The sequence below is a fragment of the Streptococcus oralis subsp. oralis genome, from assembly GCF_002096455.1.
Lineage (GTDB): Bacteria > Bacillota > Bacilli > Lactobacillales > Streptococcaceae > Streptococcus > Streptococcus oralis_CY.
Genome location: NZ_NCUL01000008.1, coordinates 216217 through 242591, shown reverse-complemented (window position 1 = coordinate 242591; position 26375 = coordinate 216217). Strand labels below are relative to the sequence as shown.

19 protein-coding genes and 1 pseudogene are annotated in these 26375 nt (G+C 40.3%); 3 read left to right on the top strand and 17 right to left on the bottom strand.

Translation table 11 applies throughout. The features are described 5' to 3' along the window. Window positions 1-86: 86 nt before the first annotated feature. The 11 genes and pseudogenes from B7720_RS05650 to B7720_RS05600 all read right to left on the bottom strand — a co-directional run bounded on the left by B7720_RS05650 (window position 87) and on the right by B7720_RS05600 (window position 15768). Complete coding sequence (locus B7720_RS05650) at window positions 87-452, bottom strand: TIGR02328 family protein (RefSeq protein WP_084856972.1); 366 nt, start codon at window positions 450-452, stop codon at window positions 87-89. Beyond that, window positions 436-840 (bottom strand): YbgA family protein, encoded by a 405-nt coding sequence (locus B7720_RS05645; RefSeq protein WP_084856970.1) that lies wholly within the window; start codon window positions 838-840, stop codon window positions 436-438. Before B7720_RS05645 ends, B7720_RS05650 begins: the two co-directional genes overlap by 17 nt. 92 nt (window positions 841-932) lie before the next feature. Next, the gene (locus B7720_RS05640) at window positions 933-2534 is read right to left on the bottom strand and encodes a type I restriction-modification system subunit M (RefSeq protein ID WP_084856968.1); all 1602 of its coding nucleotides are present in this window, start codon (window positions 2532-2534) and stop codon (window positions 933-935) included. Between the two features lie 43 nt (window positions 2535-2577). Further along, on the bottom strand, window positions 2578-3333 hold the full coding sequence (locus B7720_RS05635) for a hypothetical protein (RefSeq protein ID WP_084856966.1): 756 nt from the start codon (window positions 3331-3333) through the stop codon (window positions 2578-2580). Window positions 3334-3424: 91 nt separating this feature from the next. After that, window positions 3425-4321 (bottom strand): annotated as a pseudogene (locus B7720_RS05630) (HAD family hydrolase); the annotation flags it as partial. Window positions 4322-4336: 15 nt separating this feature from the next. Further along, window positions 4337-6232 (bottom strand): restriction endonuclease subunit S, encoded by a 1896-nt coding sequence (locus B7720_RS09785; RefSeq protein WP_084856962.1) that lies wholly within the window; start codon window positions 6230-6232, stop codon window positions 4337-4339. 2 nt (window positions 6233-6234) lie between these two features. Next, window positions 6235-6894, bottom strand: a complete 660-nt coding sequence (locus B7720_RS05620; RefSeq protein ID WP_084856960.1) for a DarT ssDNA thymidine ADP-ribosyltransferase family protein — start codon at window positions 6892-6894, stop codon at window positions 6235-6237. 51 nt (window positions 6895-6945) lie between these two features. After that, window positions 6946-9006: a DEAD/DEAH box helicase gene (locus B7720_RS05615; RefSeq protein WP_084856958.1), complete on the bottom strand. Its 2061-nt coding sequence runs from the start codon at window positions 9004-9006 to the stop codon at window positions 6946-6948. Next, on the bottom strand, window positions 8996-9931 hold the full coding sequence (locus B7720_RS05610; protein WP_084856956.1) for a HamA C-terminal domain-containing protein: 936 nt from the start codon (window positions 9929-9931) through the stop codon (window positions 8996-8998). The genes B7720_RS05615 and B7720_RS05610 overlap by 11 nt, the downstream gene beginning before the upstream one ends. Before the next feature lie 142 nt (window positions 9932-10073). After that, a complete protein-coding gene (locus B7720_RS05605; protein ID WP_084856954.1) occupies window positions 10074-13067 on the bottom strand; it encodes a type I restriction endonuclease subunit R in 2994 nt (997 codons plus the stop codon). Between the two features lie 67 nt (window positions 13068-13134). Further along, entirely contained in the window at window positions 13135-15768 is a 2634-nt protein-coding gene (locus B7720_RS05600) for a DEAD/DEAH box helicase family protein (protein ID WP_084856952.1), read from the bottom strand. Window positions 15769-15900: 132 nt separating this feature from the next. On the opposite strand from B7720_RS05600, the gene B7720_RS05595 reads away from it, so the two are divergent. Then, window positions 15901-16518 (top strand): TVP38/TMEM64 family protein, encoded by a 618-nt coding sequence (locus B7720_RS05595; protein WP_000076177.1) that lies wholly within the window; start codon window positions 15901-15903, stop codon window positions 16516-16518. A 322-nt stretch (window positions 16519-16840) separates the two neighbouring features. Here B7720_RS05595 and scrK read toward each other — a convergent pair whose 3' ends face one another. Next, on the bottom strand, window positions 16841-17728 hold the full coding sequence (scrK, locus tag B7720_RS05590; RefSeq protein ID WP_084856950.1) for a fructokinase ScrK: 888 nt from the start codon (window positions 17726-17728) through the stop codon (window positions 16841-16843). Between the two features lie 140 nt (window positions 17729-17868). Continuing rightward, complete coding sequence (locus tag B7720_RS05585; protein ID WP_049484303.1) at window positions 17869-19764, bottom strand: sucrose-specific PTS transporter subunit IIBC; 1896 nt, start codon at window positions 19762-19764, stop codon at window positions 17869-17871. 381 nt (window positions 19765-20145) lie between these two features. Between B7720_RS05585 and B7720_RS05575 the strand changes: the two genes are divergently transcribed. Both B7720_RS05575 and B7720_RS05570 read left to right on the top strand, forming a co-directional pair. Then, a complete protein-coding gene (locus B7720_RS05575; protein WP_084856945.1) occupies window positions 20146-21600 on the top strand; it encodes a sucrose-6-phosphate hydrolase in 1455 nt (484 codons plus the stop codon). Continuing rightward, window positions 21581-22546: a LacI family DNA-binding transcriptional regulator gene (locus tag B7720_RS05570; RefSeq protein WP_000225990.1), complete on the top strand. Its 966-nt coding sequence runs from the start codon at window positions 21581-21583 to the stop codon at window positions 22544-22546. Before B7720_RS05575 ends, B7720_RS05570 begins: the two co-directional genes overlap by 20 nt. A 35-nt stretch (window positions 22547-22581) precedes the next feature. Here B7720_RS05570 and B7720_RS05565 read toward each other — a convergent pair whose 3' ends face one another. From B7720_RS05565 to B7720_RS05550, 4 genes are all read right to left on the bottom strand, one after another. Continuing rightward, a complete protein-coding gene (locus tag B7720_RS05565; RefSeq protein WP_084856943.1) occupies window positions 22582-23856 on the bottom strand; it encodes a hydroxymethylglutaryl-CoA reductase, degradative in 1275 nt (424 codons plus the stop codon). After that, on the bottom strand, window positions 23856-25028 hold the full coding sequence (locus B7720_RS05560) for a hydroxymethylglutaryl-CoA synthase (protein WP_084857745.1): 1173 nt from the start codon (window positions 25026-25028) through the stop codon (window positions 23856-23858). The genes B7720_RS05565 and B7720_RS05560 overlap by 1 nt, the downstream gene beginning before the upstream one ends. Window positions 25029-25146: 118 nt before the next feature. Further along, window positions 25147-25602, bottom strand: coding sequence for a threonine/serine exporter family protein (locus tag B7720_RS05555; protein WP_000176902.1), 456 nt, complete (start codon window positions 25600-25602; stop codon window positions 25147-25149). Window position 25603: 1 nt separating this feature from the next. After that, window positions 25604-26362 (bottom strand): threonine/serine exporter family protein, encoded by a 759-nt coding sequence (locus B7720_RS05550; RefSeq protein WP_084856941.1) that lies wholly within the window; start codon window positions 26360-26362, stop codon window positions 25604-25606. Window positions 26363-26375 lie beyond the last annotated feature (13 nt).

Below are 26375 nucleotides of genomic sequence, written 5' to 3'. Positions count from 1 at the left end.
AAGACCTTAGAATCATTCTAAAGGTCTCATTTTTATTATTCGAAAAAATGACGAGAAGAGTTATAATGTGGAGCCAATCCTGACTCTTACTTCAGCTCAATGCCCTTCTCTCGGAGATTAGCTAAACACTCCTCATAGTATTCTGCATCATGTTCACTATAGATGGGCTCGCCTAGCTTCTCCTCGAGTAAGTCTTGATACGGAGGACAGGTCTTACCACGGTAGTTCTTGTCCAGCCACTCTGGACTGACATTGTAGCCACGGATTGCCATCTCCTCCATGATCAAGCGATGATAAGCATAGAGTTGATAGGGCGAGTGAGTAAAGACATAGTCCACCGTCGCATGTTTTTTGCCCCAACCTTTGCCACGCAGGGCGCAGCACTCTCGATGTTGCCCCAAGAGCTGCGGACGGGGAAGTTGTGAAATCAAAGCCTCATGCCAAAGTCTCATGGGAGTCTCCTTTCAGCAAGGTAGAATTTTGAAGATAGCTATTTGGGTAACGTTCAAGCAACTCTCTCGTCTTAGCAATCAAGTCTTGCTTGGAAGCCTGACCAAAGCGGTAGCGATCCAGCAAGAGCATATAGTCCTTGCGTTCAGCATCAGTCGCTTTCTTTTTGAAATAGCCCCAAATATGCTGAAAGGCATTGCAAACCTGACCTCTATGCTCAGGAATTTGGCAAGCACGGTCAATCAGTTCTTGAACATGACTCAGCTCCACCTGTTCATTCTTCAAATATTGGCGAATCTCATTGTAAATATTGCTGGAATGGCTCAAAACGAGGTATTTGTTTCTAGCCCAGAGTTGTTGGCACTGGGATTTTTGGTTAATTTGTTCCATCTTTCTCCTTGTTTTCTATCCGTTTCCAGGGAATATGGAAACAAAGTTGTATCTTAAAAATGAGCGAATTATGAGCGAATCAATTAAGCCCATCACCCTTTAAAGTTTTTCAAAAACTCTTTGAACTCAGCATCGGCTTCTGGTGTGGTTCCGTGGAGTTGACCGAGCATTTCAAGCAATGAAGCTGTTTGGCTTTCGATAGCTTTATTTGTCTCGTTAATCTTGCTGACGATATCTGTCAGTGGTTCGACTTCTTCTTCCTCAAAGGTATCTACATAGCGAGGGATATTGAGGTTATAGTCATTTTCTACGATTTCTTCATAGCTCGCTAGATGGGCAAACTTATCAATCTCCTCACGTGACTTGTAGGCTTCCAGAATCTTGTCGATATGAGCATCCGTCATGATATTTTGATTTTTCCCCTTATCAAACTCCTTAGAAGCATCGATAAAGTAGACATCACGGTTGGTACGGTTCTTTTTGAGAATGATGACCGTGGTCGGAATGCTGGTATTAAAGAAGATATTGGCAGGTAGACCGATAACCGTATCAATGGCACCTTCTTCTAACAAGGCCTTGCGAATGGTTCCCTCAGCATTGCCACGGAAAAGAACACCATGGGGAAGAACGATAGCCATGACCCCATTATCCTGCTTGAGGTGGTAATATCCATGCAAGAGAAAGGCAAAGTCAGCCTTGGACTGAGGCGCGAGTTTCCCAAAAGGAGAGAAACGAGGATCATTCAGGAAGCCAGAACTTGCGGACCACTTGGCAGAGTATGGAGGGTTCATGAGAACACCGTCAAAGTTGGTCGGTTCTTGAGTCGGCCAGTCTTCATCAAGTGTATCGGCATTGTGGAGAAATTGATTCTCAACCGGAACACCGTGTAGAATCATGTTCATCCGAGCTAGGTTATAGGTCGAGGTATTGAGCTCCTGACCAAAATAGACAACTGTCTGCGGTTTGTGAGAGTATTTCTTGGCATTGAGCAAGAGAGAGCCAGATCCCATGGTCGCATCATAGATGGTAAAGCCTTGCTGGTCTTCACGACCTAAAAAGGCAATCTGAGTCATGAGCTTGGCAACAGGCTGAGGCGTATAGAACTCACCAGCTTTCTTACCCGAGTCGGTCGCAAACTGACCAATCAGATACTCATAAGCATCCCCCAGCATATCACCCGCATGACCAGCCACATCTAGCACAGCCAACTCCTTCATGACTGCTGCCACCGTTTGGTTTTGCTTTTGCGGAGTTGCCCCTAGCTTTTTAGAGTAAAGGTCGATATCTTCAAAGAGGTTTTCATAAAGGTCGTCACTCTGCTCGATATCACGAAAACCTTGAGCCAGATCTTCTAGCTGGAAAGTCCCCTCATTAACACGCGCTACCAGAGCCGTAAAGGTCAAGTCCGGCTTGATGATATAGTTGAGCTCATCATTCATGACAGAGACCAGATCCTCATGGGTATCCGCATCCTCATAGTAGTTGCGATAGACCTCAAGGGCAGTCTCAAGACTATCTGTTCCCTCCTCCATGGTCTCCGCCACGAAAAAGAGCATCTTGTCAGACAGGTACTTGTAAAAGACCATACCCAAAAGATAGGACTTGTAGTCATTGGCATCCATCTTGGAGCGGAGAACATCCGCTGAGTTCCACAGAGCTTGGTAGAGCGACTGGGAAGTTTGTGTTGTTTCCATAGTGTTTCTTTCTAAGTTTGGCAATTTATTTTTAAACAAGCAATCATTTATAACAAATCACTTCATTTTCAATCGTTCGAATCAAATCTAAAGGAATAGAAGAGACCGGAAGTTGATAAACGATATTTTTTCGAGGGTTATAAAATCCAAGATTTTCGATAGACAGGAAGTCAGGATCATAGGAATGTAAACCCATGATATAGTATACAAGTACTTGTAGTGTATGGTCTTTATTGGGAGCTGTTTTAGTCACCTTAAAATCCCACAGTGTATCCTTGGTAAGAAAATCTCCATCCCCCTTATCAATCGTATCTGTATAACCTCCAAAGAAGTTAAAGCCATCTTTTACCAAAGGACCATAGAGATCGAAGAAGCAAAGGCTTCGTTCTACCATGATGCGAATATTCTCTATCGTTTCGGCATCCACTGAAATTTCCTCAAAAGGCTTATAATACTTAACCCCCGCACGAAAAACGACATCAAAAGAAACCAAACGACAAGCACTTTCTATCGATAAGTCATCCAATCCTGTCACCAAATCGAGAAGTGCTTCTGCTAGGTCTCCCATGCCCACAATCTGAGCTCCCATGAGAGAAATTCTGAAAGCATCACGGGCTTCTGCCCCTTTCATAAAACGAGTCAAGTAGTCCACACAAATGCCCACTAAACTAGGAGATACAGACTCTACAGGATGTAGAACTCTGTGATCTTCGAACTGCTCTACTGAAAATAATTTGATAGGCAGGTAACCACCTCGAGGTTGGTTAATTTCTTTTATACGTTGTGTTACAGATACCATGGTAACTCCTTTTGTATACAAATATACTAGCTTCGATAAATCTTAATCGGTATTCTTTTAATTTAGCAAATAATTATCTTAGTTTTGGATTTCTTTTTCGCTTTCTTAAGCTTGCTTCAAGTTTATCAGCATTTTTCTTGTTTTCTAACAATTCATTATAAGCTGTCTTTTTAATAATCGTCTTGATTAGTTTATCAAGTTCTGTATTTTCTGAGTAGTCAGCTGGAACAAAATAATCAATACGATTATCCTGAGTCATTTTGTGGACTTTTTTTCTGTCATTGGTTTTTGGATTGAATACACCGATAGAGTAGCCACCTCTTGTTTTGACTAGCTTCATACATGGAATATCTGTATCACTATCCCCTAAATAGACCATATTTCTAAAAGGAACTCGTAAATCACTTTCAGCAACAAAATCGTTCACTGCATCGTCATTGACATCTAAAATACCTTTGGTAATTCTAAAAAGAAATTGAGTCTTATTGGTGTAGTTAACAACTTGAGCAGGCCAGACTGCGACACCCTTTTCATCACAATAAAAAGAAGTTGCATAAATTTTCTTAAAAGCACCATTTTTAGCTATTGAAGTCCCCTCTATCATTTCTTTCAAACCAGATGAAATGATATAATGCTCAACAATAACTCCGTTTTCTTCACCATATTTTCGAATACGCTCAAACCAGCTTTCGACTCCTGGAAAAAGTTCAACCACTGAACCAAACTTGGCTAACTCTGTTTTTGTAAATAAGACTTTCCCTTCAGATTCTGTTTTCATCGTAAACATATAGGCAAGGTTCTTGTCCATATTGTTAGTCTTGGCAAAACCATTAGATTTCTTCCAAAATTCACTGATTTCATACCCGAGCTTCTGTATAAATCCTTGGGCTTGCATATCATCAGGAGACAGGGTTTTATCAAAATCATAGCAAATTGCTACTACAGGTTTTTCTTCTTTCTTTAGAGTTTCTGATTTTACTTTTGACATTTTACTGCACTCCTTTTATATAAACATATCCTGCAAGAGTTTCTTTTTGAGTGTTTCAAGCTGAGAAATTTTTTCTTGGTGAGTAGCGATGAGGTTATCGAGATTTGAGAAATAGGCGCCGATGGCTTGTTGTTCTGCAATTGTTTGTGGAATTGCAAAAACAGTTGTTGAAACTGACTTCCAATCTGAACGAGGCATTTTAGTACCAGATGTGTCATTAGCAACTTTTTGATAGCGATTTGATTGAACTAAATAATAAATAAAATTTGAATCATTTCCATTTGGATCAAATACCCAAAAATCTCCTAAAGCTACTCCCTCAAATTTCGGCAGAAGCCAATTATTTAAATATGGACGTAATTTCCCATATAATGTGTATCCAGGTTTAAAGTGTATACCTTTACGATTATCAAATTTTCTACTAATATCTTTATTCAGTTGACCTTGGCCAGAAACAATATCCTCAAACTCAACCTTTGGCAATGAATCCGAGTCAGAACTTTGAGTAACTCTTTTTACAAGTTTACTGAATTCCTTTTCTTTCCATTCACCTTCAAATCCATCCAAGCGAATCTCAGGTACCGTATGTCCAGTCTTCGGAAACATCTTTGAGAGCATGGTCGCCTTGAGAGATTGGTAGTTGGCGAGATTGTCCTTGTAGCTAGACAGAAGGTCATCGAGGGTGTGGAAGAGGGAGCCGATGGCGGATTGTTCGTCTTGACTTGGTAAATAAATTTCAGCTGATTTTATATCACTTGAATTAATGCTCTCAAAAGTTGAACCTGTAGAAAATTTTGCCCAATAATTTGTTTGCTTCATCCTTGACAATAATTGAAATATAAACTCATTTCCTCTTATTGCCGCTACCCCACGTCCGATAACAACATTATAATCTGTCTTACCTATATCTCCAACAGGTGCTCGAACACTTAATATAAAATCACCTTTTTCAGCTAACTTTGTAATCTGTGTTGTCCAGACTCTTGGGACAACCCTACCATTCTGCATATCTGCATTACCTTGTACTAATATATAATCATTTGGATTATCAGTATAGTTTTTACTATCGGGTGATTGCCCCATAATTATTTCGACAGTTTTTCCAAGGCTTTGGCGAATCCATTCATCATTAAAGCTACTATTTCTATATTTAGGAACTTTTTTGGAATAAGATTCTCTTAATGATTTGAGTTCTTCTTCATAACCAAACAATGAAATTTCTTTACTATCATTCCCTTCAATATTAGAGCAAGAGTTGCATGTTTGTTCTCGGTAAACAACTTGCAGAAAATTCTCTTTACTAGATAAAGCATAATCTAGCAAATTACTCTTGTATAAGTAAACATAAATAGAGCATGCTTCAGCTTGACAATTTTTTGATTTATTTGGATTAAATTCTATATCAGTAAATGTATCATAATTTATAATTTGATTAGCCAAGAATTGGTTTTTGTGAAGAGAGTTAATATAAAGCCAATTATAAAAAAATGTTTGAGGTTTTAGTGGAAATATTTGACCAAAAGATTCAAAAGAAACTAATTCATCAACTTGGTGAAGTTTACCAATATACTTTTTTAATTCTTTTGACGTCATTTGATCTATCAAGTGCAGTTGAGAGCCACCTCGCCTAAATTTCTTACTCCCTTGAAAAATCTGTTCAACAGAAAACTCTTTTCCAGATTTTAAAATTACATTTAAGTTAAATGCACTAGCTTGTCTACCTATTTCGTCAAGAGATTTACTAGATACTTCTAGTATCTTTCTACCTGGAAAATTCCTAATAATACTATTATGCAAGGATTGAATTGACTTTTGTTTTTGAGACAAAGAAAATCCTGTGAAAAACTCAAAATCAATCATGTGCTTTTTATACCCAAAAGCATCTCCATAAAATACTGGTCTATAAGCCATCTTTACTCCCTATAATCATTTAAATTTACTGGAAAGTCGAATGGAACTCTTCCACTATTTAACCATCTAAGTGTCTTGTAACTATCAAATAAATCTGTTGATTGTCTTAACTCAATATTTGCTTGATTTACTAATTTAAAGATATCATCGTCAAAAAAATTTTCATGAAAAATAATAGCTTCAATTTGGCTAACTGGAATGCACTCTTTTATCAATACTTCTGCCTGTAAATTAGAAGGGATACTAGAAATCCATTTAGAATTCCTATCCCATCCATCATTCAGAAATATAGATTCATAAGCTTCAACTCCATCACTCACATATTTACCACATTCCTTAGCTGCATTGACAGGGCAAAATAGGCTTGTATCGTCAATAATATAAGGATTAATTTTAAAGATAATCCAGTCTTCAATATTCGTTCCGGTTTTCTGTACCATGTTATTCAAACAATATGTATTAGGTAATTCTACAGATGTACATACGTACTCTGTATAACCATCAGCTCTATCTTTATCATTCCATTTACTATAAGGAATATTTCTTGATGACAAAATACCATTTTTTAGTATATTACTTAAATTTGAAACATGTGTGAAATGACAAAGCCTACGGATTTGTCTAGATTTAGTAATTAAATCATATGGATTGTTATAAGGCATTTTTTATCCTCCACTTTATAAATTATTTTAGTATAAAATCACTTACGCAGCTTATATTTGACTTAATTTTGCAATTTCGTAATTTAATAATCTATTACTTAAAAGTTCTAAGTTTTCTTTCACATAGTCGATTGCTTCAACATCTCTTGGAATTCTTATCTTTCTTAATGCAGAAGACGGTACACCAAAATCTAATAAGACACTTAAATTTTCATCAACACCTTCGTGTTCTAATTTTGCAATAAATAAAGAATAGTCAGCTGAATCACTTTTTTGAATATAATTCACAATACTTTGTAGAATAGATAAAACTTTAGGTATTTCATATTTTGCTTGATTCTTGATGAAAGAAAAAATATTTGATATTGCTTCATTCAAAAGTTCTTCTCTTTCTTTATAAGAGTTCTCTTCCTTATTATAAAGGTGTTGCAACTCTGTTTGGATTGCACTTGAAAGATTATTATTTATAATCTGCTGACATTTTTTCGCAGTATATCTATGTACCGCTCCTCCTTTTCCTATTAATCCTTCATTTATAATTCTAAACGTTTCAGATAAAACATCATAATCAGGCATAGGTGTGCTCCAATTTAGTACATCAAGTTGCTCGCCATTTGAAATTAGGTATTTAAATAATGATTTCTGCTTTTCTACATCGTAATAATTATTTTTAAATATCTCTATTAAATCTTCAGGAACTCCCTCTACCAGTTTTTGAAAGTCTTCTAGTTTACTCTGTTTTAAATCGTTCTCATCAATATTTAATAAAATTTCACTTTGCAAATCATAATCTTGATCAACAACAGGGATATCTATAAATTCATCCTTTCTTTCAGGAGGGTTATCAAAATAAAAAATATTCCCAGTATAGTGCTTCATCATTCGACCTGCTCGACCTTTTATATTATTAAAATCAAAGTAAGTTATTTTATGAGTTCCTTTGAGCATATCATATATGACTACATTTTTTGCGATTGAGTTTACACCCTCAATTAAAGAAGTAGTTGCAAAAATAATTTTTAAATCACCACTATTAAAATAATCTAACTGACTATTGACGATATGGCGAGGGTACTGACCATTGTGTAGGCCAATCCCATTCTCTAAGAATTTTTTAAGAATCCAATCTGAAGAAATATTTTCATCAATCCATTCAAAAACAGGAAATTTTTTCTTTTCCTTTAAAGAAAATTGTTCCATGTACTTTTTGGCAAGATTTTCTGATCTTTTTGGAGAACGAACATAAACTATCGTCGGTTCTGATAAATCATTTAATAATTGAAATAATTTTTCTTCCTTTTCGTCTTCTGATTCGTATGAAATCTGTTTTGCTTTTTGATTTACTAAACTATAGTCTGTTCTGTAAAATTGAATATCATATTTTCTTATAAAGTCTTCTGAAATATCATCAACTAAAGGAGTAAGAAATAGTAATTGAGGCTTGAATTTCATAATTTTATAAAATGCAATATTTAAATGACTTACTCGATCATCTTTTTTATTATTGGCTATTTTATAAAATTCGTCAATAATAAATAAATCAATATCGTCTATATTTGGAAAAATATCTAAAACCCGTTCACTTGTTAATATGAACAAATTTTTTTCTCCAATTTCCTGGTGAGTATTAACGACGATATTATAATAGTCAGAATAATGACTAAGTTTTCTTCTTGTTTCATCAATTAAAGCAAGAGTGGGTTGAATTATCAATATATTTTCATACTTTCTTCTCGCAACAAATTCTTCAATTAATAAACTTTTACCAAAACTCGTTGGGGCAGAAACTACTAAATTTTGTTTTTTATTTATTTTTTCTTCCAAAATCTTTTGTTCATAATGAAAAACAATACTATTTCCTTGTTTATTAACAAATTGAGATTTATGATACTCTCTACGGATTAATGTAGCAAGATCTAATTCCACTCCATCATTCAAATAAGGATAAAACCCAAAACCTTCAATTAAACTTAAAAAAACTGTCCGTACTTCATGGTGAACATATTCCCAGTTTTCAATAACATCAATTAGTTTTTTGCTGTCATTACTTACAGAAATCTCTTTTGCTAAATTAAAACAAAAGTCAAAATCTCTTAATTCGTCAATTGTCATATAATGCTTGCTCTCTTTTCAACTTTTCGTGTAGTGCCTGAATTAGTTCATATTTGCTATTCACAGGAAACAGAAATAAATGTATTTTCAACTTATCTTTATAAGGATATGTTGAAATTTTTTTATCAAAATCAACTTTAGTTTTTTCTACTGCTTTTTTTAATACATCTAAAAATTGTTGAGATGGTTTATCTGTACCAACCTCATATGAAAAACTATTTACAATCTCACTGTCAAATAATGCAAAGAAACAGGCATTAATATTTATTATTTTTGATAATAATTTTGTTTGTGGATCAACTAAAGTATTTATATCATCATCTTGAATACCCAAATCACCAAACCTTCTCTTTATAATTGCAAACTCTTGATTAAAAAAATCAATATTAAAATGTTTGTACAAATCATCAACTAAGTCTCTCAAAGCACTGTTCTTATTTATATAAAATTTACTCTCTCCAATCCACAGTTCTTTTGAATTTTTATCAAAATGGACGGCATCGAAACCATGAACAACGGAATTATAACTATCCTTAAAATAAAGCTTAGATATTAATTGAGGTTTTCCCAATTTTTCTTGTAATAAGTAGTATAAAATAAGCTCTCCAAATTCTCCTCTTTTTAGGTATTTATCATCAAACTTCAATTTAGGGTTAGTTAAATATTCTTTATTTGCTTCTCTTATCTCTTTAATATCATATAGTAATTTTATTCCTTGTTTTACAGCCTTTCTAGGACTATCTTTAGAAATTTCTAATGCTTTATCCTGTCCTAATGCAAAAAAAGGAATTGCATCAAATATTTCTTCAATCCAAGCTTTTTCATTTTGAACAATATTATTAGATGCATCTATATCAAAAACAATATGAAAGCAATGAGATGATATTTCATCGTATTGATAGTAATCAGTATATTTTCCTTTCATTTAAACTCCTTTGTTCACTTCTTATCGCCCTAATTAATCACTTATAATAAAAAAAGTTAATTCTGTAACGCTCTTTTATCATAAATATCATTCATAAAATATTGTAAATACAGAACTGTTATTTAAAACAAATGAAAAGTTACTACCTCCCAACCCTAAGCGGATCAATCACTTCTTCTATCAGTTGAGTATAGGCTTCTTTGATTTGTTTTTTATAGAGGAGAGGATTGAGGGCATCTGCCACTTCTATCTTATAGTCCTGATAGCGCTGGCTCTTGGTCAGCTGGCTCTCTCCCAGTTGTTTCTTGACTCCCTTGCGGTAGTGTTCGACATAGTAACGGAGTTCATCCTCTCCAACATACCAACGCTTGCTAAAGACTTGGATATGTTGCTGGATAATCGCCTCGATCATCTGATCCAAGATATTGGCAATGGACTGACCACGATAGCTTTCTGGATTTGCTTGAACTTCTCTCCAAAGTTTAGTAATGATCTGGGCAAGATTAGGATTGGTCTTCTCAAGGCTATGAATATAGGTATCCACTGCTTCTCTATCTTGAGCTCTTAGGTTCTTTTCTTGACTCTGACCTTGCTCGATCAGGCTTTGGATTAAGGTCAAGATATAGGCATAGTTGATCTCATCCACTTGGATAGACTCTAGTTCATAGTGGATATCAAGGGGTTCCCCATCCTCACCACCATCATCTCTTCGGCTTTTTAATTCTGCAAGGATATTTTGATAAAAGCCTAGATAGTTTTCCAATTCTTCTGCGCTTAGTCCTGTCTGGGCGTAGATCTCTTCCTCATCATACTCTTTATACACTCGGATAGAGGCTAGATATTTATCAAAGACTTGATAGGCCTTGGCGAGCTTTCTCAACTCAGGTGTAGAGATTTGCTCGATTTGAAGGCCTTCCTCAGGATCATCGGTGATGAGATTTTGGAAATCACTGCAACTCCGCAAAAAGTTTCTCTTTTCCTCTTCCCAGCTCGGCGCTAGGACCTCATTTTCTCCACCATTTGAGTAGAGTTTGAGGGCATTATCCACTGCTTCCTTAAATGCTAGGGGCTTTTGGAAAGTGATGATATGACCATAGGTCTTACTAGAATCAAAAATACGGTTGGTTCGACTAAAGGCCTGAATCAAGTCCTGCGGTTGCATTGGTTTACGATCGATAAAGAGGGTCGATAGACAAGGTGCATCAAATCCTGTTAAGAGACGATTGACCACGATAACCAAGTCCAACTGCTCATTGCGATAGAGGTATTTATCCTGTTTCCTAGCTAGACGGTTATTGACATCGGTGTTAAAGCCACGAAGATCCGCCATGGTAAAGTGAGTATCAAACTCTTGGTTGTAGTCCTCTAAGACCTGCTTCATGTGGTCTTGGTTGGCTCTTGAGTCCTCTTCGTTTTCAGTGACAGAGTAGGTGATGGTCGCCTTTGGAAAGTCTGGAAGGACCTGCTTGACCCTCTCAGATACTTTGACACGTGTCTGACCAGCCTTGACTCTTTTGAGTAGGTCATAGTAGGCTTGGGCTTGAGGGATGGACTTGACAGTCAGGATGGCATTGTAGGTCTTACCCACTCCTTTTTGGAAGCCTAGTTGTTGACGGGATTTATTGATAATGGCATCTAAGACTTCCAGCATGTGCTCCTCATTCTCATAGACGCTATCAGGTATTTCATTTTCAGACTGGTCTGTGATGAGGGTATTGCGATAGTCTACCTTAAAGCCTAAGACAGCTCCGTCATGTATGGCTTCCTTGACCGTATATTCATGGAGACGGTCTCCATACTGTTGCTGGGTGGTTTGGGCGAGGTCGCCGACCTGCTGGCGTTTATTTTCCTTAAAAATAGGCGTCCCTGTAAATCCATACCAGAGGGACTGGGGGAAAAAGGCTTTAATGTCTTTTTGTGTTTGTGGCGTCACGGCACGGTGGCATTCATCCACTACAAAGGCCACTCGAAGACCCTTGATTTTGTCCGCATCTCGTTGGTAAAGGCCTTGGTCAAACTTGCGCATCATAGTAGTGATTTTCTGGATGGTGGTTACCACCACACGCTTGTCATTACTTCCTAGTCGCTTGACCAAATCATGGGTATTATCCGTCTCATCGATATCGATGACGTCATTAGTCGCATAAGAGAGAAAGGACGATGTGGTTTGTTGGTCCAAGTCCCTGCGGTCAACGACAAAAATCGTCTTTTGGATAGACGGAATCTGAAGGAGATTCCTCGCTACCTTATAGGAAGTCAGGGTCTTTCCTGAACCTGTTGTGTGCCAGACATAGCCTGATGCTTGCTGGCGAGATGCCTCCTGCACCGCTTCGATGGCATGAATCTGATAGGGGCGCAAGAGGATGAGAGATTTCTTGCTATCATCAATGACAGAATACTGCATGACCATCTGGTGAGCGCGAGGGATGGAAAGGACTTCGTGAGCAAAGCTAGTCAAATTTGTCACAGGATGATTGTCCTTATCCACCCACTTGGTTAGAAATTGCTTGTTGAGTTTATTTTCCCTAGCTGCGGCGATATAGCGTGTATCGATCTTATTGGTCACAACAAACATCTGCAAGCTAGAGTAGATACCACGGAATTTCCCTTCGCGGTCATATTTTTTTATCTGATGAAAAGCATCGATAAATGCTGCTTGGGAACTCTTGAGCTCGATTTGAATCATGGGTAAGCCGTTGATGAGAAGAGTAACATCCAATCTACGGTCTTGATCCAGAGGATTTACTTTTTCTCGTTGGACTTGATTGACAACTTCGTAGCTAGACTTTCCTGCTGCGATATTGTCACGCCAAATGACTGACAAACGGATGGTGCCTAGGCTCGCATCTTCTCTTTGGACCTCAACCTTGGCAATGCCATTTTCTCCGACCAACCACTTGGCAGCATCATAGTAGCTAACAAAGTTGAGTTGATTCTGAATCTGGCGTTTTTCCTGTTCAGTCAAGGGATGGTCTGCTAGCAGAGCAACGTTGTTTTGGGCTAGTTTCTCAAAGAAATTATCCCATAGTTGTTCTTCTGTTTTGAGGTCTTCTCTATAAGTCCATTGGCTTTCACCAGTTACCAGTTGGGTGATCAGTTGTTTTTCTATCTCCAGTTCTGGTTTTACTTGCATCATTCTCTCCTTTATAATGCACAATTTTACTATATTATATCATGTTTCAGATAGATTTTCCCATACGCCCCTACTCCAACTGACTTTTAACCTTCTTCTTAGTCAAGATACGGTCGTTTTTGTTAGAGAGAGCTTTGATACGAGCTTCTAGAAGGATTTTCCTTCCGGTCTCTGTTCGTGTGTAGACGAGATGATAGCGTCCGATAGTCGGCGTCAGAAAGTCGAGGAATTTCTGTGCTTCTTCCTTGCGCTTGTCAAAAAGACTAGGCACGACATAGTAAGGTGACTGACCTTGTCGGACTTTCTCTGCCTTCAAGAGATAGCGCTGGTTGTCCACTGGAGCAAAGAACTCTCCCAAAGTATGTGCAAACAACTCCTTGTCCCTCATGCTTCCTCCCTTGAGATAGGCAAAGACCATGTAGTTTTCCTTGTCATCCTCTACCTGAACACGGGATTGATCATCCGTTAGATGCCCCGAATCTAGCATAGCCTTTCGGATTTGCTCACCCAGAGACTGCAATCGTTTATAAGGACTCTTATAGCGGAGGTAACGCCAAGAGGCAAAGGCCAAAAAGAGGAGACAGGCTGTCGTAAGCCACCAAACACCGATCAGTCTCAGTCTAAATAGCAAGACCAACAAATCCACTGCCAACAAGAGCAATGACATGCGAACCCATTTTAATGCATCAAGCAAGAGCATGACTGGAATTTTCTGTTTTTGAGTTGCGACTTCTGTAACTACCTCGAACTGATCCGCTACGACAAGAGCTTCCTGCCATTTTTGTCTCAAGCCTGATCGATCCTTGGAGAGACTCTTAACTCGCTCATTGTACTCACTAATTTGATTTTTCTTAAAAGGGGGCTTTGGAAAATCCAAACGATCCAAACCGGTCTCAATACTCTCCTGATTATAGGCCAATCCAAGAAAATGCTCCATCCGTCGCGACAAGGTCTGCAGATCCTGATTGCTCTCTGGTCTAGGCTCCTCACCAGGAAGAGTGATGAGTGCTTGCGCTTGAACGGCTACCAGATGCCAGATGTTGCTGGTCTTTTCTGGATGTCCCGGCCAGATACGAACGGCACGCCCGCGCATCTGGTTACTCAGCATAAAGCTCCCCACAAAGCTTCCGAGGATTAGGGAATTAACGCAAGGAGCATCCCAACCCTCTCCAAGGAGAGATTTGGTTCCGACTAGGACTTGAATCCGTCCTCGTTGAAAAAGCTCCGTCACTGCCGCTACGATTCCCTTAGCTGAGCTTGGAAAACCAACCTGCACATAATCTTTTTGATCCAAGTGGCCAATAGATGAGAAACTAAGAGGAACCTGAGGCAAGAGCTCCTTCAACTCTGCTGCCACATCGGTAGGCAAAATAACGACACTACCTGACAAGACAGCCAAAGACACAGGTATCTCTTGTTCCTGAGCTTTTCGACGAATGCTTTCAAAATAAGGGAGAACCCCCAACTGAGAAATGGTTGCCTGATTATCTCCCAGATAGGTGGCAAAATCCTTGCGAATATAGTCAGCTAGTACTAACTGTCTCAGTTCCTGACCTAGACTCTCATACTCCGTCAAAAAGATATCGGCAATGGCAGACAACTTCCCTAGAGATTGGGTTAAAAGCTGATCGGAAGCCTTGGACTTAACCAGATAAACCTGACGTTTTTCCACCAACCCACGCGCCTTCAAGTCAGCCTCTAACTTTTTCTTATATCCATCTGGATCCTTATACCAATCTGGTGTCTGATAGAGTATGCTCTGCAACAGCGTCTCCAGCCAGTAGGAGGTCAATGCTGGAAGCTTCTGGGTTCCCAGTAAATTTTGTAAAGAGGGAGAAATCGTTAATACCTGAGAATGCATATAAATCAATATAGCAGACAAGTACTTGGGATTTTCTAAAAGCAAATCAGATGAAATATCCCCTTTGAGGACCTTAGATCCTGCTACAAATGTTTGAAAATCAGGATCGACTATAAGGTGATGAATATAGTCCCACTTAGTCTCCTCAAACCGTTTGAGACGTTCCGCCTCTTCAGCTGTTGGTGAACACATATAGACAAAATCCTGATGAGGGCAAAGAGTGTCTTCCTTGACTAGTTCAGGTACCGTGATTTCTTGATCGATCTCCCCACACATACGGATATAGCGTTCCCAGAGTTCAGGCTCGCTGTCATAAGGTGGTGTCGCTGTCAGGGAGATGACTTGCAGCGGTTCATACTGCTTGCGAAAGGCTTCCAGACTTTTCCACCATTCATTGCGCAGGTGGTGGCATTCGTCCAAACAAAGAGTCGCAACTTTCTGAGCTCTTAAGCTTGCAAGCAAATCAAATCCCACAAAATCCTCTGCTTCTCCATCTTCTTGTGATTGAAGTTGGTTCATGGCGCTATGAAAAGCCTGATAGGTCACAATCGTTAATACCTTCATCTCCTTTAAGTTTTGGGACACGAGGTCTGAAAGCCTCTGACCATCCTCTAGAAAAGCAGTTTGTATTCTATCCACCCATTGTTCGCGAATGGTGACAGTCGGAACTAAGATGAGGGCTGGGTTGCCAAAACGAGCGATTAGCTCGATACCAATGGTTGTCTTTCCAGACCCTGGAGCAGCCACTAGATGAACATGACCGTCTGCTTGATAGTCCTGAAAACAATCCAATACCTGTTTTTGATATTGGCGCCAGCTTCCTTTAAAGTTTAAATCTAACATGATACCCCTCATTCTATACCGTCATTTTCTTATTCTCATTTTACCACACTTATTTCACCAGTCAGATAATCCAGATAGTTTTTCTCCATAAAATATGGTATAGTAGAATCATACTATCTATGAGGAGTTTACATGTCACAGGATAAGCAAATGAAAGCTGTTTCTCCCCTTCTTCAGCAAGTCATCAATATCTCATCTATCGTCGGGGGAGTCGGCACCTTGATTTTCTGTATTTGGGCCTATCAGGCAGGAGTCTTACAGTCCAAGGAAACCCTATCGGCCTTTATCCAGCAAGCTGGGGTTTGGGGGCCACCACTCTTTATCTTTTTACAGATCCTACAAACCGTCGTTCCGATCATCCCGGGAGCTTTGACCTCAGTGGCTGGGGTCTTTATTTACGGCCACATCATCGGAACTATCTATAACTATATCGGCATCGTGATTGGCTGTGCCATTATCTTTTACCTGGTACGTCTCTATGGAGCTGCCTTTGTTCAGTCGGTCGTCAGCAAGCGCACCTATGACAAGTACATCGGTTGGCTAGATAAAGGCAATCGTTTCGAGCGGTTCTTTATCTTTATGATGATCTGGCCAGTTAGCCCGGCTGACTTTCTGTGTATGCTGGCCGCCCTGACCAAGATGACCTTCAAACGCTATATGATTATCATCGTTTTGACCAAGCCCTTTACCCTAGTGGTTTATACTTATGGTTTGACCTATATCATTGATTTCTTCTGGCAGATGTTTTGAGAATAGAAAAATCCGTTTGGGAAACCAAACGGATTTTTAGATCATAGATAGACTATAGCCTGATACTAAATATACTTTAGTATGGAAATCATGCCTCTTTTCGATAGTGAATCGAGGACTTACCCAGCCTTTCCGTCGTGATAAAAACACCTGAAATCTAATGGTTTCAGGTGTTCGGGAACTTTGAGACATTAGGCTCAAAGTTTAGGTATGGAATTTCGAAGAAAGTCGCTACCGTCCGTCATCACTTAAGGAAAGGCTCAAAAAAATTGCCTTCAAAGAAAACATCCGTTTGGTTTCCCAAGCGGATGTTTTCTTTGTTTTATTTTGCGACACTCTTAGCAAGGACAAAGTTCCCAAGTGTTGCAGAACCATTTCCTGCGACTGCTGGAGTGACAATGTAGTCACGCACGTCTGGCACTGGTAGGTAACCATTGAGAAGAGCTGTAAATTTCTCACGCACACGGTCCAGCATGTGTTGTTGGGCCATAACGCCACCACCAAAGACGATCACATCTGGACGGAAAGTCACAGTAGCATTGACCGCAGCCTGAGCGATATAGTAGGCTTGAACATCCCAGACAGAGCTGTTGAGTTCGATGTTTTCGCCACGAACACCTGTACGAGCTTCTAGACTTGGACCAGCCGCAAAGCCTTCCAAACAGCCCTTGTGGAAAGGACAGACGCCATTAAATTCTTTTTCAATATCCATTGGGTGTCTAGCCACATAATAATGACCCATCTCAGGGTGACCAACACCGCCAATAAACTCGCCACGTTGGATAACACCTGCACCGATACCTGTACCGATTGTGTAATAAACCAAGTTTTCGATACGACCGCCGGCATTATTACGAGCAACCACTTCACCGTATGCAGAACTGTTTACGTCTGTCGTAAAATACATAGGCACGTTTAGAGCGCGACGAAGAGCACCAAGCAAGTCGACATTTCCCCAGTTAGGTTTTGGAGTTGTTGTGATAAATCCATAAGTTTTTGAGTTTTTATCGATATCGATTGGACCAAATGAACCAATGGCAAGTCCTGCAAGATTGTCAAATTTTGAGAAGAACTCGATGGTTTTATCGATTGTTTCAATAGGTGTTGTTGTAGGAAATTGTACCTTTTCTACAACGTTATAGTTTTCATCTCCGACAGCACAGACAAATTTTGTACCGCCCGCTTCCAAGCTTCCGTATAGTTTTGTCATGATTAACCTCTTGTATTTATTTTCTTTATTATAGCATATTTCCAGACTGAAAATTGCTCAATATTTTAGATTTTCCTCTGTAAATTTTACCATTCAAGCAAAAACGAACAAACATGACATTTGTTCGTTTTTTTGTTTTATTAAGCTTTAACTTCGATGATTGCGTCACCCTTAGCAACTGATCCAGAAGCAACTGGATTTACTGAAGCAAAGTCTGCAGTGTTTGTTACGATAACCATAGTTGTGTTATCAAGACCTGCAGCAGCAATCTTAGCTGAGTCAAATGTTCCAAGAACATCTCCAGCTTTAACCTTGTCACCTTGGGCAACTTTATGGTTGAAGCCTTCACCGTTCATTGAAACAGTGTCGATACCAACGTGAATTAAGATTTCAGCACCGTTAGCTGTTCTCAATCCATAAGCATGGCCAGTTGGGAAGACGATTGTTACTTCAGCATCAGCTGGTGCATAAACAACATCTTGGCTAGGTTTCACGGCGATACCTTGTCCCATAGCTCCACTTGAGAATACTGGGTCATTCACATTTGAAAGAGCAACAACGTCACCAACGATTGGTGTTTGGATAACACCTTCGCTAGGTGAAACCACAGTACCAGTTACTGCTTCTTCTGTTAAACGGTCAGTTTCAGCTTCAGAAATTGCTCCTGAAACTTCTTCTACTTCATCTTCGTAACCAAACATGTAAGTAAGAGCAAAACCAAGTACAAATGATACAGCTACCATAAGAAGGTATTGTAGAAGTTGTCCGTTACCAATGTAAAGCATTGTACCAGGGATGACTGTGATACCATTACCAGTACCAGCAAGTCCAAGGATAGATGCCAATCCACCACCGATTGCACCAGCAATCAATGAAAGGAAGAATGGTTTACGGAAACGCAAGTTAACCCCGAAGATAGCAGGCTCAGTAATACCTAGGAAGGCAGAAAGAGCAGCTGGGAAAGCAAGTGTTTTCAGTTTAGGATTTTTAGTTTTCACACCAACGGCTACTGTCGCAGCACCTTGAGCAGTCATGGCAGCTGTGATGATAGCGTTGAATGGGTTAGCATGGTCAGCAGCAAGCAATTGAACTTCAAGCAAGTTGAAGATGTGATGAACACCTGATACGACGATTAATTGGTGAACTCCACCAATCAAGAAACCACCAAGTCCGAATGGCAAGTTAAGAATAGCTTTTGTTCCAATGAGGATGTAACTTTCAACAACGTGGAAGACTGGTCCGATAACAAACAATCCAAGGATTGACATTACAAGGAGTGTTACGAACGGTGTTACCAAGAGGTCAAGTACATCTGGAACAACTTTACGAACAGCTTTTTCAAATTTAGCTCCGACAACCCCGATGATGAAGGCTGGAAGAACTGAACCTTGCAAACCTACAACTGGGATAAATCCGAAGAACTGCATTGCAGTTACTTCACCACCAGAAGCAACAGCCCAGGCATTTGGAAGTGAGTCAGATACGAGCATCATACCAAGGACGATACCAACGGCTGGGTTACCACCGAATACACGGAAGGTTGACCAAACAACTAAACCTGGTAAGATGATGAAAGCTGTATCTGTGAGGATTTGGCTGTAAATGGTAACATCTTCTGGAAGTGTGATTCCAAGAGCGTTCAAGAGACCACGAAGACCCATGAAGAGACCTGTCGCTACGATAACTGGAATGATTGGTACAAAGACATCACCGAAAGTACGGATAGCACGTTGGAACCAGTTTCCTTGTTTAGCAGCTTCTGCTTTCATATCTTCTTTAGAAGATGTTGGCAAACCAAGTGCAACCACTTCGTCGTACATCTTGTTTACTGTACCAGTTCCAAAGATGATTTGGTATTGGCCTGAGTTAAAGAAAGCTCCTTGAACTTTATCCAAGTTCTCAATCACTTCCTTCTTGATTTTCCCTTCATCTTTGACCATGACACGTAGACGAGTCGCACAGTGGGCTACACTGTTGACATTTTCACGTCCACCAAGGGCTTCGATGACCTTTTTTGCAATATCCTGATTGTTCATTTGCAAAAATCTCCTTATATAAAATTTTGTAAAGTGTTTGAAAGCGATTTTATCCGCCCTACGACTATTATTTTATCATGTTTCTAAAATATGTCAAGCGTTTTGCAGAATTTTTTATTCCCTTTCTTTTTTCTCTGATTATTTTTGCTCGTTTTTGAGGGTTATTCTCTTTTTCCTCAAAAAAATATCTTTATACTTGAGGAATCAAGGCTTTTGTTTACATTTTCTTTCATTTTTTCGTGAAAATTTGCCAGATTTCCTTTACTTGATTTATGGCAATCGTTTGACATATTTTTCTTTTTTTTAACATAAAAGGCTTGCTTTTTTTGTCGAAAACGTTTACTATTAATAATAGAATAGAACTTATGGAGGAAAGATAAAATGGAATGGACAACCGAGCGCCGTTACAGACGCTATGAAGACTGGTCTAATAATGAAATCAAGCAAATCAAGGAAAAGATGGCACAATCTCCTTGGCATACTCGTTACCATGTCGAGCCAAAAATGGGGCTTCTCAATGATCCAAATGGCTTTTCCTATTTTGATGGTAAATGGATTCTCTTTTACCAGAATTTCCCCTTTGGTGCAGCTCATGGCTTGAAGTCTTGGGTGCAGCTTGAAAGTGATGATCTGGTGCACTTTACAGAAACTGGAGTCAAAGTTTTGCCAGATACTCCATTAGATAGCCACGGGGCCTACTCTGGTTCTGCCATGCAGTTTGGCGATAACTTGTTCCTATTTTATACAGGAAATGTCCGCGATGAAAACTGGATTCGTCACCCATACCAGATCGGTGCTCTTTTGGGAAAAGATGGCAAGATTACGAAGATTGACAAGGTCTTGATTGACCAGCCAGCAGACTCTACCGACCACTTCCGTGACCCACAAATTTTCAACTTTAAGGGGCAATATTATGCTATCGTGGGTGGACAGGACTTGGAGAAAAAAGGCTTTGTTCGTCTCTACAAGGCTATTGATAATGACTACACCAACTGGCAAAAGGTTGGTGACCTAGACTTTGCTAACGACCGCACTGCCTACATGATGGAATGTCCAAATCTAGTCTTTGTAGGCGAGCAACCTGTCCTTCTCTACTGCCCACAAGGATTGGATAAGGCTGTTCTAGACTATGACAATATCTATCCAAACATGTACAAAATCGGGGCTTCCTTTGATCCTGAAAATGCCAAAATGGTCGATGTGTCTCCATTGCAAAATCTAGACTATGGTTTTGAAGCCTATGCAACTCAAGCCTTCAACGCTCCGGATGGACGTGCACTAGCAGTAAGTTGGCTTGGACTGCCAGATGTTTCTTACCCATCTGATCGTTTTGACCACCAAGGAACCTTCTCATTGGTCAAAGAACTCACTATCAAAGATGGCAAACTCTACCAATATCCTGTATCAGCCGTCAAAGAACTTCGTTCTTCTGAAGAGGTCTTCTCAAATCGTACTCAAACCAATAACACCTACGAACTCGAGCTCAACTTGAAAGCCAATAGCCAGAGCGAGATTGTCTTACTTGCTGATAAAGAAGGCAAGGGACTTTCCATCAACTTTGACCTTGTAAAAGGTCAAGTGACAGTGGATCGTAGCCAAGCTGGAGAACAGTATGCCCAAGAATTTGGGACGACTCGTTCTTGCCCTATCGATAATCAGGCTACTACTGCTACAATTTTCATCGACAATTCTGTCTTTGAAATTTTCATCAATAAAGGAGAAAAAGTATTTTCTGGTCGCGTCTTTCCGCATGCCGATCAAAACGGTATCCTGATCAAGTCTGGAAAGCCAACCGGAACCTACTATGAATTAGATTATGGTCGCAAAACTAACTGATGTCGCCAAACTTGCAGGCGTCAGCCCCACTACCGTCTCACGGGTCATCAATAAAAAGGGTTATCTATCTGAGAAAACCATCCAAAAGGTTAATGAAGCCATGCGAGAATTGGGCTACAAGCCCAATAATCTGGCTCGAAGTCTCCAAGGAAAATCTGCCAAGTTGATTGGACTTATTTTTCCAAACATCAGTCATGTCTTTTATGCAGAGTTGATTGACAAGTTGGAACACCAACTCTTCAAAAATGGTTACAAAACCATCATCTGTAACAGCGAACATGACTCTGAAAAAGAACGGGAGTACATTGAAATGCTGGAGGCCAACCAGGTCGATGGTATCATTTCTGGAAGTCACAACTTGGGAATCGAAGACTACAATCGTGTGACGGCACCGATTATTTCCTTTGACCGAAATCTATCACCAGACATCCCTGTCGTCTCCTCTGATAACTACGGTGGCGGGGTCCTCGCAGCCCAAACTCTGGTCAAGACTGGAGCCCAGTCTATCATCATGATTACAGGAAATGATAACTCTAACTCACCGACTGGACTGCGCCATGCTGGATTTGCCTCTGTTCTCCCGAAAGCGCCTATTATCAATGTTTCGAGTGATTTTTCTCCCGTCAGAAAAGAAATGGAAATCAAAAATATCTTGACCCATCAGAAACCAGATGCGATTTTTGCTTCGGATGATTTGACAGCTATCCTGGTGATCAAAATCGCTCAGGAGCTAGGTATCTCTGTTCCTGATGAGCTCAAGGTCATCGGCTATGATGGGACCTACTTTATCGAGAACTACTATCCTCACCTGACAACGATTAAGCAACCAATGAAAGAGATTGCCCACCTCACTGTTGATCTTCTCTTGCAGAAGATCGAAGGCAAAGAGGTCGCGACAACTGGTTACTTCTTACCCGTCACACTATTACCAGGAAAAAGTATTTAAGTACAAAAAACTCAGACGAATTCGTCTGAGTTTTTTTATGATCTTAAGTTTTCAAGATAGCGCCGGGCTGTCTCTAAGTTAAAGGTTTTCTCTGCGATGAGGCGCTCAACTAGGGGAGCAACTTCAGACTCACTAGCACCTGCTAGGAGAGCTAAGGATTTGGCCTGCAACTTCATGTGGCCTTGCTGGATGCCCGTACTCACCAAGGCTTTCAGAGCCGCAAAGTTTTGTGCCAGTCCGATAGAAACGATAATTTGAGCTAATTCTTTGGCAGAAGGATTTCCCAGTAGTTCGTGACTGAGAGCAACACGGGGGTTGAGACCGATAGAACCACCCTTGGTCGCTACAGGCATAGGTAAGGTCATCTCACCGACCAATTCTTCTGTGTCCCTATCTAGACTCCATCGACTAAGACCTTGATAGCGTCCGTCTCGACTGGCAAAGGCATGAGCCCCAGCTTCGATAGCACGCCAGTCATTACCCGTGGCGATTAAAATGGCATCGATACCATTAAAAATCCCTTTATTGTGAGTAGCTGCTCGGTAAGGATCTGCCTGCGCAAACTGGCTAGCCAAAGCTATTTTCTCCGCAATTTCTCGTCCTTGGTCCCTTTGAGGGCTCAAGTAGCGAAAGGCGATACGACAGCTTGCTGTCACTAGAGAATCGGTTGCGTAATTGGACAGGATTCCCATGAGACTCTGTCCCTGACTGAGTTCTTCTAAGACTGGTTTCAAGGCTTCTAGCATGGTGTTGAGCATATTGGCTCCCATGGCTTCCTGGGTATCGACATGAAGATAAACAACGAGAAAGTCTGTTTCACCTTTGATCTGCTCTACATGTAAATCACGCGCCCCACCACTACGTTTGACGATAGAAGGATAGGCTTGATTGGCAAGTTCCAAGAGTTCGGCTTTCTTGTTGGCAATCTTCTCTTGCGCTTTTTCAGGTTCAGCAACTTGATAAAGGGCTACCTGACCAATCATCTGGCGCTCATGTACTTGAGCAGTAAAGCCACCTGCTCGCTTGATGATTTTACTAGCATAGCTAGCCGCAGCAACCACGGACGGTTCTTCTGTCACATAGGGAACTGTGTAGTCCTGACCATTCACCAAAAGCTCTGGAATGATCGAATAAGGTAGAGAAAAAGTTCCCACTACATTCTCACTCAGCTGATCTGCAACTGCCAAGCTGATTTGTTCATCCTGCTCGAGACTCATTTGCTTTTCAGGACTAAGGAGCGCCTGAGCTCGCAACAACTCTAGGCGCTCTTGGTATGATTTTTTAGAAAATCCATTCCAACTTAACTTCATTATTTTTCAACCTTGCTATAACGGCGTTGGTGGTCGAGAATTTCAACCAAGGCATAGTCTTGATTTTCAAAACCTGCAAACTGGGCTGAACCAGATTCATCCAACTGCAATTCTTCGAAGAAGACTTTTTCATAGTCTGCAACAGACAATGTTGTACGTTGTTTGAGTTTGCTCAAGCGCCCCTTATCAAGGTAAGCCTCATAGCCTTCGACCAATTCACCACTAAAGAATTCTGAAACCGCTCCACTTCCGTAACTGTAGAGGGCAATTTTATCTCCAGCCTTCAAAGTCTCTGCATTTTCCAAAAGGGAGAGAAGCCCGAGGAAGAGGGAACCCGTGTAGATATTTCCAATCATCTGACTGTAAAGGATGGACTTATCAAAGTTCTCTTGCAAACTATCCTGTTTTTCTTTAGACAAAGTTTTGTCCATCATCTTGCGCAAGCCTTTTAGGGCCAACTTAGGATAAGGCAAGTGGAAGCAGATAGCTGCAAAGTCACCCATAGTCCAATCATAGCGTTTCTTGTATTCATCCCAAGTCGTTGTCAGGCAATCAAGATACTGTTGGGTCGAGTACATGCCGTTTACATAAGGAGTGCTTGAATAATTCGGACGCCAGAAATCCATGATGTCACGCGTTTGGGCAACGTTATCATTGTTAAAGGCCATGATGCGTGGATTTTGGGTAATCAACATCGCCACACTTCCAGCACCCTGAGTTGGTTCACCAGGAGTTCCCACACCATACTTGGCAATATCACTGGCAATGACCAGAACCTTAGACTCTGGAGAATTCTCCACATGCAATTTAGCATAATGAAGGGCAGCTGTCGCTCCATAGCAGGCTTCTTTGATTTCAAAGCTACGAGCGAAAGGTTGAATGCCTAATAGGCCATGAACAAAGACTGCAGCTGCCTTACTCTGGTCAATCCCTGACTCGGTCGCCACGATGACCATATCGATTTCTTCTTTTTCTTTGTCTGTTAAAATAGAGTTGCTTGCACTAGCTGCCAAGGTAACAATGTCCTCAGTCAGTGGCGCAATACTAATTTCATTTAACAAGAGTCCCTTGCTAAATTTTTCGGGGTCAACTCCCCTCGCTTCTGCTAAGTCTTGTAATTTCAAGACATATTGACTGGTCGCAAAACCAATCTTATCAATACCGATTGTCATATTTACCTCTGTTTTTTCATTCATTGTAAAAAATCGTTTCATTCTATTTTATCACAAATAGGAACAAAAGAGAGAAAAAAGACTTGATTCAACAAATCAAGTCTTTGCTTTGACTGCATTAGGAAGAGATTCCTCGTTGTTTTCGGATGTAGTAATAAAGCTTTAGAATTACCGTTCCACTTGCCATTCCAATAGAAATAACAAGGGCTAACATGACTACCAAAGTCGCGCTGGCAATAGCATGGCTGTAATCGCCTGTCACAAAGAAAGCTGTCGTTCGATAGGATAAATAACCTGGCACCAAGGGGGCAAGAATAGCCAAGACAAAGACCACCGCTGGTGTCTTATAGACAATACTTAAAATCTGACTGATGCAAGAGCCAATTACTGCTGCGATAAAGGTCGCGATAATAACATTGGTTGGTTCTTTGAGCACGAGATAGAGGAGCCAAACGCCCATTCCCAAAATACCACCAGGTAGGAGCATGGAGCGTTGAACATTCAGTACGATTAGAAAGGTGATAATGGCGAGTAAACTCGCCACTGCTTGGAGTAAAATACTTGTTAGAGTCATCTTATGTCATCAAAACCAGGGCGACAGAGGTGCCAGCCCCTAAAGCGAGGGTAATGAGCAAAGATTCAAACATCTTGCTCATACCAGAGTTGATATGGTTGGTCATGATATCCCGAACTGCATTTGTCAGAGCAATCCCTGGAACAAAGGGCATGACCGCTCCTGCTATAATCAGGTCTGCCGTCGAAGGAAATCCTGTATAGCGGGCCCAGAACTGGGCAATCAATCCGAAAACAAAGGCACCCGCAAAGGCCGTTACAAAAGGAATGCGGACAAACTTCTCTACGTAGAGAGAGAAGGCAAATCCAAATAAGGTCGCAATAGCCGCACCAAAAGCATCATAAACGTTGCCCCCAAACATAATCGAGAAGAAAGGGGCACTGAGGGTCGCTGCTACAGTCACTTGGAACTTGGTATAAGGAAGGGCTTGATTACTAATTTCTTTGAGCTTTTTAAAGGCTGTCGAGAGATCAATCTGCCCGCCCACAAGCTCCCGTGATACTTGGTTGACATCACAAACTTTTTCAATGTTATAAGAAGATGAGGTCACTCGTTTCATCCGAGAAATATTGGTGTTTTCAATAGAAAAGAAAATAGCTGCAGGCATGGCAAGAACATTGCAATCCATTATTCCCTGCGAATGGGCAATACGGATCATCGTATCCTCAACCCGATGAATCTCTGAGCCACTTTTCAGGAGAATGGTTCCTGCTAGCATAATCACATCAATGACGGCATTCAACTCTCTCGATTCGTCCATTTTCTCCTCCTTT